1 protein-coding gene is annotated in these 948 nt (G+C 68.9%); it reads right to left on the reverse strand.

The window, feature by feature from the left end; all coding sequences use genetic code 11:
• On the reverse strand, positions 1–948 hold a 948-nt coding region (tuf, locus tag BSZ36_RS16840; RefSeq protein WP_143536960.1), incomplete at both ends, for an elongation factor Tu.

Raw genomic sequence — 948 nt, forward strand, 5'->3', positions numbered from 1 at the left:
GTGTTGTCGCCGGGCATCACCATCTCGACGCCCTCGTTGAGCTCGATGTCGCCGGTCACGTCCGTCGTGCGGAAGTAGAACTGCGGGCGGTACCCCTTGAAGAACGGCGTGTGCCGGCCGCCCTCCTCCTTGGAGAGGATGTACACCTCGCACTCGAACTCCTTGTGCGGCGTCACCGCGCCCGGCTTCGTCAGCACCATGCCGCGCTCTACCGCCTCCTTGTCGATGCCGCGGAGCAGGATCCCCGCGTTGTCGCCCGCCTGCGCGGAGTCGAGCAGCTTCCGGAACATCTCCACGCCCGTCACGGTCGAGGTCTGCTTCTCCTCGGCGATCCCGACGATCTCCACCGGGTCCCCGACCTTGATCGCGCCGCGCTCGACGCGGCCGGTGACGACCGTCCCGCGGCCGGTGATCGAGAACACGTCCTCGACCGGCATCAGGAACGGCTGGTCCACCGCCCGCTCCGGCGTCGGGATGTAGTCGTCGACGCTCTGCATGAGCTCCTCGATCTGCGCCACCCACTGCGGCTCCCCGTTGAGGCCGCCGAGCGCCGAGCCCTGCACGACCGGGAGGTCGTCGCCGGGGAACTCGTAGGAGGACAGCAGCTCGCGGACCTCCATCTCGACGAGCTCGAGGAGCTCCTCGTCGTCGACCAAGTCCGCCTTGTTCATGAACACCACGATGTACGGCACGCCGACCTGCCGCGCGAGGAGGATGTGCTCCCGCGTCTGCGGCATCGGCCCGTCGGTCGCCGCCACGACGAGGATCGCCCCGTCCATCTGCGCCGCGCCGGTGACCATGTTCTTCACGTAGTCCGCGTGCCCGGGGCAGTCCACGTGCGCGTAGTGCCGCGCCTCCGTCTCGTACTCCACGTGCGCCGTCGCGATCGTGATGCCGCGCTCCCGCTCCTCGGGCGCGTTGTCGATCTCGTCGAACCCCTTCGCCACG

This window comes from Rubricoccus marinus (assembly GCF_002257665.1).
GTDB classification, from domain to species: domain Bacteria; phylum Bacteroidota; class Rhodothermia; order Rhodothermales; family Rubricoccaceae; genus Rubricoccus; species Rubricoccus marinus.